Raw genomic sequence first — 13115 nt, 5'->3', positions numbered from 1 at the left:
GCATCGCATTCAAGAATCGCACACGTACAAAAGTCACTTAGGATAGCAAACCATGCAAGGTCTGATGATGGAGCAACCGCTCCTGGTTGCTTCGCTGCTCAAGCACGCAGAACGCCATCACGGCGCGCGGGAAATCGTCTCGCGCCGTGTGGAAGGCGATATTCACCGCTACCGTTATCAGGATCTCGCGCAGCGCGCGCGCCGCATGGCGAATGCGCTGTCGGGCCTCGTCATTGCGCCGGGCGAGCGTGTGGCGACGCTGGCATGGAATGGCTACCGTCACATGGAGCTGTACTTCGCGGTATCGGGTTCGGGCGCCGTGCTCCATACGCTGAATCCGCGCCTGCATGCCGACCAGCTCGTGTACATCATCGAGCATGCGCAGGACCGCGTGATCTTCTTCGATCTCACGTTCCTGCCGCTCATCGAAAGCGTCGCGTCACGCGTGACGACGCCGAAGTTCTTCATTGCCATGACCGATCGCGCGCATATGCCGCGCAACCATGGCCTTGGATCGAGACTCCTCTGCTATGAGGACCTGATCGACAATCACAAGGACGTTTTCGAATGGCCGCTGCTCGATGAAAACAGCGCCTCGTCGCTCTGCTATACGTCGGGCACGACCGGCAACCCGAAAGGCGTGCTCTATAGCCACCGCTCGACACTGCTGCACACCTTCGCGGCGGCGCTGCCCGACGCGCTGAACTGCTCGGCGCGCGACACGATCCTGCCGGTGGTGCCGATGTTCCATGTGAATGCGTGGGGCCTGCCGTACATCGCCTGCATGACCGGCGCGAAGCTCGTGTTTCCGGGCCCGGCGCTCGACGGCAAGTCGCTGTATCAACTGATCGAGGAAGAGCAGGTCACGGTGTCGGCTGGCGTACCGACGGTCTGGCAAGGGCTGCTTTCGCACGTCGAGTCGGTAGCAGGTTCGTTTTCCTCCATGCGCCGGACGATTATCGGCGGCGCGCCGTGCCCGACCGCAATGACCCAGGCGTTCCAGAAGCGCCATCACGTCGACGTCCTGCATGCATGGGGCATGACCGAGCTGAGCCCGGTCGGCACGGTTTGCAGCTTCAAGGCGCATCAGACCGAACTGGCCGAAGACGAGCGCTATGCGCTGCAGGCGAAGCAGGGGCGCTCGGTGTTCGGCATCGATATGAAGATCGTCGACGCCGCGGGCGAGGAGCTGCCCTGGGACGGCAATGCCGCCGGCGACCTGCAGGTGCGCGGCCACTGGGTCGCGAGCGAATACTTCGGCGGCGACTACGCCTCGCCGCTGCAGGACGGCTGGTTCCCGACCGGCGACGTAGCGAAGATCGATGCCGACGGTTTCATGCAGATCGTGGACCGCAGCAAGGACGTCATCAAGTCCGGCGGCGAGTGGATCAGCTCCGCCGACATCGAGAACGTCGCGAGCCTGCACCCCGAAGTCGCGACGGCGGTGTGCACTGCGGCGCGCCACCCGAAGTGGGACGAGCGGCCGCTCTTGCTGATCGTGAAGAAACCGGGCAGCGCGCTCGAAGCCGACGACCTGCTCACGTTCTTCGACGGCCGCGTGGCGAAATGGTGGAAACCCGACGCCGTGCTGTTCATCGACGCCGTGCCGATCGGCGCGACGGGCAAGGTGCTCAAGAACCAGTTGCGCGACCAGTACGGCGGCCATTATTTGCAAGCTGGTTAAGGCCCCTGGTCACAGAGTTTCATTCAGGCAATACCCTTCAGGTTATACCCATCAGGCAACAACAAAAGACGCCGGGTCCACCTGGCGGCCACACACACGGAGAGAGGCAATGAAATTGAAGTTCGGCAGCGTGGCAGCGCTGGTCCTGTTCGCCAGCGCGGCGCATGCGCAGTCGTCGGTCACGCTTTATGGCGTGGTGGACTCCGGTCTGCTTTACCAGAGCACGTCGGCGCAGCATGCCTTCGCGCCCAAGACAGTGGGCGGCAAACTATTCAACGGCAACGCGGGCTCTATCTTTGCGCTCAAGGACGGCGGCATCTACTCGAGCATCTTCGGCATGAAGGGCAGGGAAGACCTTGGCGGCGGATACGCGGCCAACTTCAAGCTCCAGGGATCGTTCAACAGCTCCAACGGGCAGACGGGACTGAACAGCTCGGCAACGGCGAGCGCGATTTTCAACCAGGTCACCACCATTGGCCTTTCGGGTCCGTTCGGCAAGATCGACTTCGGCCGCCAGTTTGCGCCGATGGCCTACGCCATGGCCGAAACGGACGTGCGTAATGCGCAGTACTTCGGCAGCACGCTGACTGCCTGGCTGACCATGAACACGATGTCGGGCTGGGCGGGGAACAACACGAATGCCCAGATTGGCGCGCTTTACGACGACAATGCGATTGTCTATAACTCGCCGTCGTTTTACGGTCTTTCGACTGCACTCGAATACGCGCCCGGCGGCGTGGCAGGGCAGCCCCAGGGCGGCACGCGCGAGTCGGCCATTCTCAAGTACTCGGGCTTTGGCCTGAACGCCGATGCCGTCTACTACAACGGTCACGATGCGAACCCGTACGGGTACTCGAACCCGCCGACTGCCGCGCCGGCAACCGGCCAGAACAACAACCGCTTCATCTATTTCGGCGCGAAATACACCTGGCACGGGCTCTCGGTCTCGGGCTCGTTCGCCAACGGCCGCAATCCGGCCAACACGAACGGGGTGCCGAAGTCACTGGTTGTCTCCGGTGATTTTGACATGTGGACGGGCGGTCTTGGCTATCGCTTCTCGCCGGCGCTCAACGTCACTTCGGGCGTCTACTACCTGAAGGACAACCGGAACAACTCGAACCAGTCGACTGCCTACGTACTCGGCGCCGAGTACAACATCTCGGGACGCACGCTGGTTTATGCCCAGGGCGGCTATGTGTCCAACCGCGGCCAGATGAACCAGGAGCTCATTTACGGCACGCCTGTCGCCCCGGGTCGCAACACCACGGCTGTCAACGTCGGCCTGCGCCATACCTTTTAAGCCGCGAGCAGAAGCCACCATTGGAGTATGGAATGAACACATTTAACAAGACCCTCAGCCTTGCACTCGTCACGCTGCTCGCCGCGGCGTCCCTGAACGCTTCGGCCCAAACCGAGGCCAGCGCGCCCAGCGCCACGGCCTCGGCGGCGGCCAGCACCGAGGCACCCGCGACGCCGAGCAACACCAAGCTGCGGCGCGCGGTGTACCGCGCGCTCGCGAAGCACAAGGAAATTCAAGGCGGCAGTATCGGCGTCAGTGCCAAAAATGGGGCGATTACGCTCAATGGCACGGTCACGGATGCGGCGCAGGTCGACAGAGCCGCCGAGATCGCCAGGGGCGTTCCTGGCGTGACCTCGGTGACGAACAAGCTGACGGTTCAGAAACCTTTAGGCGGCATGTGAGCCGCCACCAGAGGCGCGGAGTGCGGTGAGGCCGGGAGTCCCCCCGGTCGCGCCGGGCTTCGCCCGGCAGCACGGAGGTTGAATCCAGTCGGCCTCCTGCTGTTACTCCGGACTGCTAATAACAATCCGGAGCGTCGATCAGACTCGTGTGCAGGCGCGAGTCTGGAGGCGTGAGTTCGACGTTAGAGTCGGAGCGTTTTATCGCCGTTTCGCGAGTGCGGAACGGCGATTTTTTTATGCAGCCAACGCCCGCACCAGCATCACCAGGCCCGCCGCAATCGCAGCCGCGCCAATCCCGCGTGCGACTCTTGTGCCGCCCGGCATCCACCGCTCCGCCGCGATCGCCGCCGCGACCAGCGCCATCGCAGGCCGATCCATCACGCCCGCCGCAAGCAGCGCCGCCATCAAATTTCCGCAGCAGTACAGGCAATGCCGGCCGAGCTTCAGGCCGTGACGCAGCGCAGCCTGCATATCGAACCGCGCATGCCCGCACGACGGCACGTTCCCGCAGCACGCAAGCCACCGCGCTTTCCACGCGGAGAACTGCAGCACGCCCGCCATCACGACGACCACACCGGCCAGGGCCGGCGCGCTATGCGCTAGCGCTGGCGCCTCGACGGCCAGCGCGGTGAGTTGCGCCCCCGCCGCGAACACGAGCCCCCCGACTACGAGCCACACGAAGAAGTAACCCGCACCGGCCATCACCGTCATCCCACCCGCACGCGCTGCGCGTGCGTCGCCCAGCGCCTCGAAATACCGCCACAAAGCGGGTGCGACCGCGGGCAACATCATTGCGACCATCATCACATTCCACATGCCGGCAAACGATACGGCGGCGTCGAACCAGGTGCGTCCGCACATGGGCGTCCAGAGCGTGGACATCGTCCAGCCGCCGGGCATCGGCGTGCCACCCATCGCCTGCATCGAAGCGCACCAGACGAACGTCGCCGCCGCGCTCGCCGCGCAGACCAGCGACGCAACGCCAAAGAAAATCGCGCGCGGTGTACCGCCGCGCAGCCGTACCGTCATGCCGACGTTATCCATGATGCGCCTCAGCTCTCTGCGTACTCGTCATGCCGGTGCCACCAGATGCCGGCCTCGTTGCGTCCCTTCGGCGCGCGGTCGAGCCACTGGTACATGCCCCACACACCATCGAGGCCGCGCGCATAGGTCGAGTACGTGTGATAGACCACGCCGTCCTCGAGCACGAACGCGCTCAGGCCCGGACGGTCGCGCGTGTAGGTCGCCGCGTCGGTGCCGCAGCTCGCCGCGAACTCGGCAACAGGGGCGGGCGGCGGATTCATGTCCATGGCCTGGCCGCTGCGCGCGTAGTTGTATTCGATGTCGCCCGCGCGCTGCTGCGCCGTGGTGAACGACACGTTGAAATCGAAGTTGAAGTCGTTGCCGCTCGACGAGGCCCACGGGAAATGCCATCCCATGCGCTTGCGGTAGCTGAGCAGTTTCGCGAGCGGCGCGCGCGAGACCGCCATGAGCCGCACGTCGTGATTCGCGAGATGCACGGCGATGCCTTCGAAACCATCCGCAATCGACGAGCACGACGGACAGCCCGCCGCGTAATCCGGTCCGAACATGAAGTGATAAACGAGCAGTTGCGAGCGCCCCTTGAAGAGATCGGCGAGCGTGGCGCCGCCGTCTTCGGTTTCGAAGCGATAGGTCTTGTCGACGCGCACCCACGGCAACGCCTGGCGTTGCTGCGCCAGTGCGTCGCCGCGGCGCGTGTGTTCTTTCTCGGCGGCGAGCAGTGCGATGCGCGCCGCAAGCCAGTCTTCGCGCGTTCCTGTGGTATGGGTTGCCATTGCCTGGTCCTCCTATGGATTCACTATGGTGGTGGCGCGCTGCGCGCATCGCCATGCCGTTCGATCGATGATTCGTTTGATCGCCGTGTTAGATTAGGTCCGGACCGAGGAGGAGGGGGAGTGACAAGTGTGGCGGGATTCCCATGACCATGGATTCGTTGATCACGGCGGCGGCGCGCGCGCTCGCCGCCGGTGATCCGCTCGGCGCGCTGAACCGGGTCGCGTTGCGCGACGACGCGCCCGCGCTCGCGCTGCGCGGCATCGCCATGGCGCAGCTCGGCGACTTCGCGCGCGCCAAGGCGCTGCTGCGCAGCGCGGCGCGCGGCTTCGGCTCGCGCGAGGCCGTGGCGCGTGCACGCTGTGTCGTCGCCGAGGCCGAAATCGCGCTTGCCTCACGCGATCTCGGCTGGCCGACCGATACGCTCGCTGCGGCGCGGCAAACGCTCGAGGCCCATGGCGACCGCCTCAATGCCGCGCACGCGCGCTACCTGGAAATTCGCCGGTTGCTGCTCATCGGCCGCCTCGACGAGGCCGGCGGCATGCTTGCCGAAGCCGATCCCGCGCCGCTGCCGCCCGCATTGCGCGCGGCGCACGAACTGATCGCCGCCGGCATTGCCATGCGGCGCATTCAGACGCAGGCGGCGCGGCGCGCGCTCTCCGCGGCCGCGCGCGCCGCGCGTCAGGCGGGCATCGCGGCGCTGAGCGCCGAGATCGAGAGCGCCGCGCTGCTGTTGACCTCGCCCGCTGCGCGCCTCATCGCGCGCGGTGAAGAGCGGGTGCTGCTGCTGGAAGACGTCGAGGCGCTGCTCGCCTCGAAGGCGCTCGTCGTGGACGCGTGCCGCTACGTCGCGCGCGAGGGCCCGACCGTCATCGAACTCGCAAGACGGCCCGTGCTGTTCGTGCTCGCCCGCGCGCTCGCCGAGGCGTGGCCCGCCGACGTGCCGCGCGACGCGCTCATCGCCCGCGCCTTTCGCACGAAGCACGCCGACGAAACGCACCGCGCCCGCCTGCGCGTGGAAATCGGCCGCTTGCGCACGCTGATGCGCGACGTGGCCGAGATCGGCGCGACCCAGCAGGGCTTCGCGCTGGCGCCGCGCCACGCGAGCGAAGTGGTGGTGCTGGCGCGGCCCGTGGAAGAAAAGCACGCCGCCGTGCTGGCTTTTCTCGCTGACGGCGAATCGTGGTCGAGTTCGGCGCTGGCGCTCGCGCTCGGCGCGAGCCAGCGCACCGTGCAGCGCGCGCTCGACTCGCTCGCCGCGGAGGACAAGGTGCAGTCGTTCGGCTACGGCCGCGCGCGCCGCTGGACCACGCCGCCCGTCCCCGGATTCGCGACGACCTTGTTACTCCCCGCGCCGCTGCCAGGCGACTAGGATGAACGCCTGTCCCGTCATTCAAGGAGGAAACCATGAAACGAACGACTGCCGAAATCGTCCGCGAGTACGGCCCTTTTCCCGGCATCGAGAAGGTGGGCGGGGTCTCGTACGACGGTAAGCAGGTGTGGTTCGCCGTGGGCGAGCGCATCGCGTCGCTCGATCCGCAGAGCGGCCAGACGCAGCGCTCGATCGACATTGCGGCGCACGCGGGCACGGCGTTCGACGGCCGGCATCTGTTTCAGATCGCCGAGGACCGCATCCACAAGATCGACCCTGAAACGGGCCGCGTGCTTGCCACGATTCCCGCGCCTGGAGGCGGCGGCGACTCGGGACTCGCGTGGGCGGACGGCACGCTCTGGGTCGGGGTGTATCGCGAGCGCAAGATCCATCAGGTCGATCCGCAGACGGGCGCGATCCTGCGCACGCTCGAATCGAGCCGCTTCGTCACGGGCGTGACGTGGGTGGACGGCGAACTGTGGCACGGCACCTGGGAAGGCGACGAGAGCGACTTGCGGCGCATCGATCCGGGCACGGGCGAAGTGCTGGAACAGCTCGACATGCCGCCGGGCACCGCCGTTTCGGGGCTGGAGTCCGATGGCGGCGAGCAGTTCTTCTGCGGCGGCGGCAACAGCGGGAAGATTCGCGCGGTGCGGCGGCCGAAGCGCGAGGGCTAGGCGAGCGGGCGCGCGAAACGCTTGAACGCACCCGCTCGCACGCAACGCTCAGAACGTATAGGTCACCTTGCCAAACGCCGTGCGCCCCAGCGTGTTGTACCCGTATGCGGTCACGTACTGCCGGTTGAACACGTTCGCCAGCGTGGCCGAAAGCGCGAGATGCGCATTGACCTTGTACGACGCGCGCAGGCTCACCGTGGTCCACGAAGGCAGGTAGATCGTGTTGAGCTGGTCGTCGAACGTCGAGCCGTTATACAGCAGCGAAACGCCGGTACTGAGCGCGTGGAGCTGGAACTCGTCCCATGTGTGATCCACGCTCAGGCTCGCCGTCTGGCGCGGGCGGCGATTGAGCCAGGTCTGGTCGGTCACGTCCTGCGGATTCAGGATCCCCACCGTGAGGCTCACCGGCGTGGACTTGCCGAGCGTGCCCTTGTACGAGAGGTCGAGCCCCTGAATGTGCGCGCGGCCCACGTTCACGGGCAGGAAGGTCTGCGAGTTGTACGTGATGAGGTCGTGCACGCGCGTGTCGTACACGGCTGCCGTGAACGTGCCGATCGACGTGGTGGCGTCGAGCGCGGCTTCGACCGAATCGCTGCGTTCGGGCAGCAGGTTGGGGTTCGAGTAGCCCGGATAGTAGAGGTCGTTGAAGGTCGGCAGGCGGAACGCGTTGCCGTACGAAACGCGCGCCGTGTAGACCGGCGTGATCGCCCACGACAGTGCGACGTTGCCCGTATTCACCGATTGCCCCTGCACGATCTCGTGCCGCCCCGCCAGAAACAGCGTGACGGGCCCGAGCGTGGTGGACTGATGCATCGACACGGCCGAATCGTTGCGCGCGGGCAGGCCGCCCGGCACATCCACGGGCAGGAACGCCATCTCGCGCGTGTAGTCGTAGGCGAGCTTGGTCTCGCCGTCGAGCGGCATGCCGAAGAGCGTGTGGCCTCTTTCCTGATGCGTGATCGACGTGGAGGTGGAAAAGCGCGTCGAGTCGATCTCGTCGGTCGGGATCGTCGGGTCGTTCGAATAGAGGAACTGACGGTCCGTCGCGTAGCCCACCGACTGGTCGAACTGCGTGGTCGGCGTGATGTCGAGGTGGAACGCGAGGCCGGTCGTGAGCTGGTTGTCGCGCTGGCGGTCGTTGCCCCCCGCGTTGTCGTACGAGAGATCGGAGCGGTGGTAGAGCGCGAAGGTCGAGATCGACCAGTTGTCGTGCGCGTAGCCAAGGCGCGCGTCCAGGTTCTGCGCGTGGTACGCGTTGCGGCCGTCTTCGTGGCCGTAGGCCCAGGGCTGGGTCGCGTCGATGCCCGCCGTGTTGTAGTCGTGCAGGCCCAGCGAGTAGGTGAGGCCGCTCAGTGCGGAAAGCGGCCCGGTCGAGCCGATCGTGCCCGAGGTGCGCACCTGCGTGTCGAAGGTCTTGTTCGAGCCGCCGCCGAACGAGACGGTGGTCTGGTTCGGCTGGTTCGACGCATGACGCGTGAAGAGCTGCACGACGCCGCCCACGGCATCCGCGCCGAACGAGGCGGCTGCGGGGCCCGAGATCACTTCGACGCGGTCGAACGAGGCGGTCGCCAGATCGGCCCATTCGGCCGTGCCCGTGGTGACGGAGCCTATGCGTATGCCGTCGATGAACACGGCCACCTGGTCGGCCGACGACCCGCGGATGCTCACCCCCGTGTACGACCCCGGCCCGCCGGTCTGCGAGACGGTGACGCCGGGCAGCGTGGCGAGCGCCTGCGCGATGCTGGGGTCGGCGGGGGAGACGCGGTCGAGGTCCTCGCGCGTGAGCACCTGGGTGCTTGCGTAGCGCTGGTCGAACGATTGCGGCAGATGCTGCGCGTCGCCCACGACGAGGATATTGGGCAGCGTGGTGCCGTCGCCGGCTTGCTGCTGTGTCTGGGTGGGCGATGCGTCCGCGGCATGCGCGGATTGCCACGCACAGGCGAGCGCGGCGGAAGTCAAAACGAATTGGCGAAACTTCATGATGCGGTGGCTGGAAACAGCTCCTGAAAAACGGGCTGTCCGTGCAACGGGCGATCGCCGCGTGGGCGGTGCTTTTGCGCATTGGGGATCCCCGCCCGCTGCGGCTGCTGGACTCGGCTGATGGCAGGTCTCCTGGCTCGCGGGTCGACGTCCGTTGCCGGCCTTCCCGGTTTCCCAGTGGCACGCTCTGGCATGGACTCGCCGCTAACAGTTGCGGGGGCAGCCGCAGTCTTGCACTGCGTTCCCTTTTGATCCCGTCGCCGGGAACCATCAGCGCGCAAGGGTAATGGCCGCGCATTCGCCGCGTCAACCTTTGACGTGTGTCGTGTGGCGAAAACACCCGGTTTGGCCGCTCCCGCAACTTACGCTATCCTTGCAGCTGTTTTTCGCGCGTAGGCGCTGCACGAGCGAAACGCAGCAGGGAAGCCGGTGAGAATCCGGCGCGGTCGCGCCACTGTGACTGGCTGTCAATCGAGCCAGAAGTCAGACCTCGCTACGTTTATTTCACGACTCATTCCCGGGCGCGTAACCCAAGGAGCCGTCAATGCACACCCTCCTACCTTGGAAAAGCGGGCCAATCCGGCCGCCACCACCGGCCCCGATGCGGCGTAGACCGCTCACGGGCCACCAGGCGTTCGCTGTTCAAAAGCACGCTGGAAATTGACAGATTAACGACGACGTCGGGGCACCTCGCCGCAACAAGCGAGGGCTGACGGCGCTCGTCCATGCATTCTTTACAAGCACAAACAAGAAGACTCATGAACAAGCACATTCTGGCCGCCCTCGGCGGGGCGGCGTTGGCATTCACAGGCGCCGGCGCCTCGGCGCAGCAGGTCACGTTGTACGGTGAGATCGACGCTAGCGTCGACTATGTCAGCGACGTTGCGGGCCGCAGCCAGTATCGCGCAGGCTCGGGCCTGATCGACGGCAGTTTTTGGGGCCTGCAGGGCAGCGAGGATCTCGGCGGCGGCAACGCTGCGATCTTTCGCCTCGAGCGCGGTTTCTCGGTCACCTCCGGCGAAGCCTTCAACGACCATCCGTTCTATGTTGGTCTGCAATCCGAACGATTTGGCACGATCACGCTGGGCCGTCAGTACGACACGATGCACGACTACTTCGCCCCGTTTACGCTGACGGGCGGTGCGGGCGGCACGGCATTCGCGCACCCGTTCGACAACGACAACGCCAACAATTCGTGGCTCGCCTCGAACGCCGTGAAGTTCGCGAGCGCCACATACGGCGGTTTCAGCGCCGGCGCGATGTACGCGTTTTCGAACGCGGCGGGGCGCTTTGCGCAGAACCGCGCCTACGGTTTCGGCGCGCATTACGAGGGCGGCCCGTTCAGCGCCGGCGTGGCTTGGATGCACATCGACGGACGCGGCGCCTCTTCGGTGGGTGCGTACGACACGTCGGTGCTGCCGGGTGCGGGCCTCGTGCCGACTGAGGTCGCGGTGCAGCGCGAAGACACCATTGGCGCGGGCATGAGCTACGCGCTCGGCGACGTGACGCTCGGCGCAGCCTGGTCACGTTCCATTCATACGGGTGTGAGCGAGGCCGATGGCGGCGTGCCGCTGCCGTCGATCGCCTTCAGCAACTACGAAGTGAATGCGCTTTGGCAGGTGACGCCCGCGTTCTCGCTGGCGGGCATGTATGCCTATACGGGCGCGACCTCCGCACATTGGCATCAAGGTGCGCTGCAGGCCGACTATCAGCTGTCGAAACGCACGGACGTGTATACCGAGGCCGTCTATCAGCGCGCGTCGTCCGGTGCGTTTGCGATGATCAACACCTGCGACCCGTCGGGCGGCCGCAACCAGGTGCTCGTGGCGGCGGGCATCCGGCATCGCTTCTGATTCACACGCAAAGCGGCCCCGAACCATCGCGATTCGGGGCCGCTTTGCTGAGTGACTACATCACGAGGCCGAGAGCTTCACCGAAACGCCGGTCGAAGAATAAACGGGCGTGGCCTTGAAACCATCCACCGTGACCGTTGCGAATTTCACCGATGCGCCGCTGCCGTCGATCACGTCGATCGTGTCGCCCGCCTTCGGCGTATAGCCGTTCACGAACTTCACATGCAGCGTGCCGCCCGCCACCGTGAGCTGGCCGCCCACGCGCAGGCGTCCGCCGCCGTTGCCGTCGATGTCGAGTTCGAGCGTCGTGCCGTCGAGCTGCGTATACTTGCCCGCCACCGTCAACGGCGCGCTCGTCGCCACGGCCACGCCGCCGCCCGACCCGACGTACACGTCGCCGTTGCCGAAGGCCGTGGTCGACGCTGCAGCGAGCACGCCGCCGCTCACCTGCGAGCCTCCCGTATAGCTGTTGTTGCCCGCGAGCGTGAGCGTGCCGCTGCCCTGCAGCGTGAGCTTGCCCGAGCCGGCGATGTCGTTGCGCCAGGTGTCGGCGGCGTTGAAGCCACCCTGGGTCGCGTCCATGGCCACGATCACGTTGCCGCTGAACGCGCCATAACCGTCTGCAGCGCTAAACATGTTCAGACGGCCCCAGCCTTCGGTGTCGTCCATGACCGGATAGCCCGAGACGACTTCGGTCGTCTTCAGCACGACGCGGCGCTGGCTGGCGCTCAGGTACGGGAAGCGCGTTTCGAGCAGCACCTCGGCGCCCTTCGGCACGACGGGCGGTGCTTCGGTCGATTCGATCTGGCTGAAGCCGAACGTCATACGGCGCGCAAATTCCGACTTGTTGGTCGCATAGTCGGCAAAGCGGTCGGTCGCGGTCGTGGCCGAATGCGCGAAGGCGGGGAAGGTCGTGGCGCTCGTGCCGGTGGCCTGTTCGAGCGCGCTGTGCGCCTGCGCGTAGGCCGCGCTCTTGAGCGTGGCGTTCGCGGGGTCGTAGAGATTCGCGGCAGTGGCAGCCAGCGCGAACATGCGGCCGCCGATCACGTCGAGCGGCGAATGCATGCCCGCGAGAATGCGGTTTTCGCCGAGTTCGAGGCCGCGACTCGCCATTTCCTGGTAGCGCTCGGGCACGAGGTACGCCATGGTCATCGCGTCGCGCATGGCTTCGGCTTCGTGGCCGCTGATGAAGCCGCCGTCCGTCGAAGGCGTCGTGCTGATGGCCGGCACGAGCGTGGGATCGACCACGACGCTCGTGCTCCAGCGGAACGGCCGCGCGTACTTGTAGAAGCGCTTGGCGGGCTCGGTGGAAGCGTTGTTGCCCATCGTGTTGAGCAGGTCGACCACCTTGCCGAAGGTCGCGTTGCTCGTGCTGCCCACGCCCGTGTTGTTGCCCGAGTCGTTGTAGAGCGTCGTGGTCGCGTCCGCGGGAATCGATGTGATGCTCGTGGTTTGCTGCGCAGCCGAGCGCCAGGCGGCGGTGAGCGGCCCCATGCCGTCGGTCACGCTGTAGCCCTTGCCGCGCCGGTCGTCGTAGTAGGCCGCGTCGGCCTGCGCCTGGCTGCGCTGCGTCGTTGCGGTCACGACGTACTGGATGTTCGCGTTCAGCACCGTGCTGTTGAGGATCGTGCCGTTGGGCGTGCCGTCGGTGGGGACGCCCGTCCACGTCGACTGCACGACCGCGGGGAACGTGCCGTTGGCCGGCGCGGAAACGCCCGCGTCCACGAGCAGCGTGAGCGGCTGCCAGAGATCGAGGAAGCGTGCCACCACGCGCACGCCCGCGTTGGTCGCGAGCGTGGCGTAGCGCGCGTCGCCGCGCTGGTTGGTCGCGATGTTGTCGACGAAGGCGGGGACGTCGGGAATCGGTGCGTTGTCCACGAAGCCGGGGTCGGCAGGCGGCGCGGGAATGGCGGCAGTGGTGGCGGGATCGCTATTGCCGCCTCCGCAGGCGGTCAGCGCGGCAACGCTGGTAAGCACTGCCAGGTAGACCGGCAGTGCAATTCGATGGCGTGATGCGGGCATGCTGAGGGCTC

At 66.2% G+C, this 13115-nt stretch carries 10 protein-coding genes and 2 riboswitches; of the genes, 6 read left to right on the top strand and 4 right to left on the bottom strand.

All coding sequences use genetic code 11. The features are described 5' to 3' along the window. Positions 1-52 precede the first annotated feature (52 nt). The 3 genes from AB4Y35_RS19580 to AB4Y35_RS19570 all read left to right on the top strand — a co-directional run bounded on the left by AB4Y35_RS19580 (position 53) and on the right by AB4Y35_RS19570 (position 3385). Positions 53-1684 (top strand): 3-(methylthio)propionyl-CoA ligase, encoded by a 1632-nt coding sequence (locus AB4Y35_RS19580; RefSeq protein WP_368705541.1) that lies wholly within the window; start codon positions 53-55, stop codon positions 1682-1684. A 109-nt stretch (positions 1685-1793) separates the two neighbouring features. Continuing rightward, the gene (locus tag AB4Y35_RS19575) at positions 1794-2984 is read left to right on the top strand and encodes a porin (RefSeq protein ID WP_368705540.1); all 1191 of its coding nucleotides are present in this window, start codon (positions 1794-1796) and stop codon (positions 2982-2984) included. A 32-nt stretch (positions 2985-3016) separates the two neighbouring features. Then, positions 3017-3385 carry a BON domain-containing protein gene (locus tag AB4Y35_RS19570; RefSeq protein ID WP_368689948.1) on the top strand — a complete coding sequence of 123 codons (369 nt, stop codon included), beginning with the start codon at positions 3017-3019 and terminating at the stop codon, positions 3383-3385. Between the two features lie 234 nt (positions 3386-3619). On the opposite strand, the gene AB4Y35_RS19565 is transcribed toward AB4Y35_RS19570, so the two are convergent. Together AB4Y35_RS19565 and AB4Y35_RS19560 are read right to left on the bottom strand one after the other, a co-directional pair. Then, the gene (locus AB4Y35_RS19565) at positions 3620-4429 is read right to left on the bottom strand and encodes a DUF2182 domain-containing protein (RefSeq protein ID WP_368705539.1); all 810 of its coding nucleotides are present in this window, start codon (positions 4427-4429) and stop codon (positions 3620-3622) included. An 8-nt stretch (positions 4430-4437) separates the two neighbouring features. Further along, positions 4438-5202 (bottom strand): DUF899 domain-containing protein, encoded by a 765-nt coding sequence (locus AB4Y35_RS19560; protein ID WP_368705538.1) that lies wholly within the window; start codon positions 5200-5202, stop codon positions 4438-4440. Between the two features lie 149 nt (positions 5203-5351). Between AB4Y35_RS19560 and AB4Y35_RS19555 the strand changes: the two genes are divergently transcribed. Together AB4Y35_RS19555 and AB4Y35_RS19550 are read left to right on the top strand one after the other, a co-directional pair. Beyond that, entirely contained in the window at positions 5352-6572 is a 1221-nt protein-coding gene (locus tag AB4Y35_RS19555) for a helix-turn-helix domain-containing protein (RefSeq protein WP_368705537.1), read from the top strand. A 35-nt stretch (positions 6573-6607) separates the two neighbouring features. Next, positions 6608-7249: a glutamine cyclotransferase gene (locus AB4Y35_RS19550; RefSeq protein WP_368689950.1), complete on the top strand. Its 642-nt coding sequence runs from the start codon at positions 6608-6610 to the stop codon at positions 7247-7249. 48 nt (positions 7250-7297) lie between these two features. Here AB4Y35_RS19550 and AB4Y35_RS19545 read toward each other — a convergent pair whose 3' ends face one another. Beyond that, entirely contained in the window at positions 7298-9229 is a 1932-nt protein-coding gene (locus tag AB4Y35_RS19545; RefSeq protein WP_368705536.1) for a TonB-dependent receptor, read from the bottom strand. Positions 9230-9333: 104 nt separating this feature from the next. Further along, positions 9334-9516: riboswitch (cobalamin riboswitch) on the bottom strand. Between the two features lie 90 nt (positions 9517-9606). Further along, a riboswitch (cobalamin riboswitch) is annotated at positions 9607-9741 on the top strand. 246 nt (positions 9742-9987) lie between these two features. On the opposite strand from AB4Y35_RS19545, the gene AB4Y35_RS19540 reads away from it, so the two are divergent. Beyond that, positions 9988-11082: a porin gene (locus AB4Y35_RS19540; RefSeq protein WP_368705535.1), complete on the top strand. Its 1095-nt coding sequence runs from the start codon at positions 9988-9990 to the stop codon at positions 11080-11082. A 60-nt stretch (positions 11083-11142) separates the two neighbouring features. Here the strand turns inward: AB4Y35_RS19540 and AB4Y35_RS19535 are convergent, their stop codons facing one another. After that, on the bottom strand, positions 11143-13104 hold the full coding sequence (locus tag AB4Y35_RS19535; protein ID WP_368705534.1) for a phosphatase PAP2 family protein: 1962 nt from the start codon (positions 13102-13104) through the stop codon (positions 11143-11145). Positions 13105-13115: the final 11 nt, after the last annotated feature.

The organism is Paraburkholderia sp. EG286A, from assembly GCF_040965375.1.
Lineage (GTDB): Bacteria > Pseudomonadota > Gammaproteobacteria > Burkholderiales > Burkholderiaceae > Paraburkholderia.
Note: the sequence above shows the minus strand (reverse complement) of the source record. Positions and strands in the feature narration are given on the sequence as shown.

Excerpts from the sequence above, each read along its gene's own strand:
- AB4Y35_RS19580 (WP_368705541.1), top strand. The coding sequence starts at position 53 with ATGCAAGGTCTGATGATGGAGCAACCGCTCCTGGTTGCTTCGCTGCTC.
- AB4Y35_RS19575 (WP_368705540.1), top strand. The coding sequence starts at position 1,794 with ATGAAATTGAAGTTCGGCAGCGTGGCAGCGCTGGTCCTGTTCGCCAGC.
- AB4Y35_RS19570 (WP_368689948.1), top strand. The coding sequence starts at position 3,017 with ATGAACACATTTAACAAGACCCTCAGCCTTGCACTCGTCACGCTGCTC.
- AB4Y35_RS19565 (WP_368705539.1), bottom strand. The coding sequence starts at position 4,429 with ATGGATAACGTCGGCATGACGGTACGGCTGCGCGGCGGTACACCGCGC.
- AB4Y35_RS19560 (WP_368705538.1), bottom strand. The coding sequence starts at position 5,202 with ATGGCAACCCATACCACAGGAACGCGCGAAGACTGGCTTGCGGCGCGC.
- AB4Y35_RS19555 (WP_368705537.1), top strand. The coding sequence starts at position 5,352 with ATGGATTCGTTGATCACGGCGGCGGCGCGCGCGCTCGCCGCCGGTGAT.
- AB4Y35_RS19550 (WP_368689950.1), top strand. The coding sequence starts at position 6,608 with ATGAAACGAACGACTGCCGAAATCGTCCGCGAGTACGGCCCTTTTCCC.
- AB4Y35_RS19545 (WP_368705536.1), bottom strand. The coding sequence starts at position 9,229 with ATGAAGTTTCGCCAATTCGTTTTGACTTCCGCCGCGCTCGCCTGTGCG.
- AB4Y35_RS19540 (WP_368705535.1), top strand. The coding sequence starts at position 9,988 with ATGAACAAGCACATTCTGGCCGCCCTCGGCGGGGCGGCGTTGGCATTC.
- AB4Y35_RS19535 (WP_368705534.1), bottom strand. The coding sequence starts at position 13,104 with ATGCCCGCATCACGCCATCGAATTGCACTGCCGGTCTACCTGGCAGTG.